Origin of the sequence: Actinoalloteichus spitiensis RMV-1378 (assembly GCF_000239155.1) — a bacterium.
Taxonomy (GTDB): Bacteria; Actinomycetota; Actinomycetes; order Mycobacteriales; family Pseudonocardiaceae; genus Actinoalloteichus_B; species Actinoalloteichus_B spitiensis.
This window is the reverse complement of sequence record NZ_AGVX02000782.1, coordinates 1-1,463: the sequence shown is the minus strand read 5'-3', so window position 1 is coordinate 1,463 and position 1,463 is coordinate 1. Positions and strand designations below refer to the sequence as shown.

Below are 1,463 nucleotides of genomic sequence, written 5' to 3'. Positions count from 1 at the left end.
ACGCGGCACTGGTCAACGCTACCAACGGCGGTGCCACGAACCAGCGGGAATCGGCGCACCTGCGCCGAACGGAGCAGCAACGCCGAACAGCGGAGCGCGAACCCGAACGAAGTCCGCCACCACGGCCCCCGACCCACCCGCCACCACCCTCGACAGCGACGCGATCTCCGGTGACAGCTGGTCCGTTCTCACGCACCTACCGACACCCGTGTCCGAACCGGAAGCATCGAACGACCATTACGAACAGGCCAGGCCCATCGGAAGGCACGACCTGGCACCCGCCCGACACGGTTCCCCCTCCCACCGCCCCCACCAACCCGCTTCCACATCTCCCGCAGATCCAGCAGAAGGCACCGAACAGCGACTGCCCTCGACCGTGGCTGAGGCAGCTCAGCCAACCACACCGCTGTCTCTCGCACCCTCGCGATCAGTGCCACCCCACTCCCTCCGAAGGGTAGGCTCACCGCGCCTCACGGGGCAGTTCTGGTTCGAGGACTTCAGCGACCCGCTCAGCGGACTCACACGCCTCCTCCCGCGACTCCGTGAGGCTGACTATTACAGTAGCGTGGGCTGATTCCCCAAGTTCCATCGAAATCTGACACTTGTTCGGCTCACGGTCGTCAGTAATCAACAGTGCGCGCAACGGACCAACCTGGTAATCCACGAAGTTGAAGTTGGTCAGATTCAGATCATCCAAAGCCTGGTTCGCGCCGATGTTGATAGACAACAGCGGGTACTCCAACGGCGCCGCCATGTAATGGCACATGAAAATGAGGCCAGCGTCTTCGAAGTCAGCAGTCGAGGGGTCGTACCCCAGGTCAGCAACTTGAACAGGGTCGAGCACCTCACAAGGCAGCACTCTGGCCAACTCATCGAAAGAAGACGCATCCTCGACCGAGGAAGATGTGCCCGCTGTATCAGAACTACCTGGAACCGGCGTGGGGACGGAGAGAGCTTGCCCAGGGGTTTCCGAGGTGCAGCCCGTCACAACGGCGAGCAGGGCAACACCAGCAGTAACCACAGCACAGCGATGACGGGGTGTCCAACCGATCATGGAAGGTCGTCTCCGGTGTTGGTCAGCAGGGTAGCGTTCTCAGCATCCCGATTCTGGGTGTTACGGGCGGAAGCCCTGATGGCTGCGGCAAGGTCCTCGAGCGCCTTGATGTAGAGCACGAGGTTCTCCCTGGCCGAAGTAGGCGTGCCCATCGCCGTCACCAGGTCCTGCTCAACCATCGTCAACGCCACCGGGCTGGAACCAAGACGAACGCCCTGCTCCAAAACGTCGAAGTGCCTGAGTCGCTTGTTCGCACGGACGGCGATGGCGTCGATTTTGGCGGCCATGCTCTCGGCGCTCTCGGAGTCGATCGAAACCTTGCCCGCCGCAGCCGCCGCGCCAAATGCCGCGATACTGCCCGCCATCCTCGCCGTCGACGGAACCGCCGGACCGGAGCCACCGCCGTCGC

The 1,463-nt window shown here is 63.0% G+C and carries 2 protein-coding genes; both read right to left on the bottom strand.

The genetic code is table 11. The features are described from left to right. Positions 1-460: 460 nt before the first annotated feature. The gene (locus ACTIDRAF_RS33235; RefSeq protein WP_083886699.1) at positions 461-1,054 is read right to left on the bottom strand and encodes a DUF3558 domain-containing protein; all 594 of its coding nucleotides are present in this window, start codon (positions 1,052-1,054) and stop codon (positions 461-463) included. Next, positions 1,051-1,463, bottom strand: a 413-nt coding sequence (locus tag ACTIDRAF_RS31315; protein WP_039789665.1) for a hypothetical protein, incomplete at its 5' end; no start/stop codon positions are given. The genes ACTIDRAF_RS31315 and ACTIDRAF_RS33235, both read right to left, overlap by 4 nt.

Bases quoted from the DNA above. Each gene is read 5' to 3' on its own strand.
- ACTIDRAF_RS33235 (WP_083886699.1), bottom strand. From the start codon at position 1,054: ATGATCGGTTGGACACCCCGTCATCGCTGTGCTGTGGTTACTGCTGGT.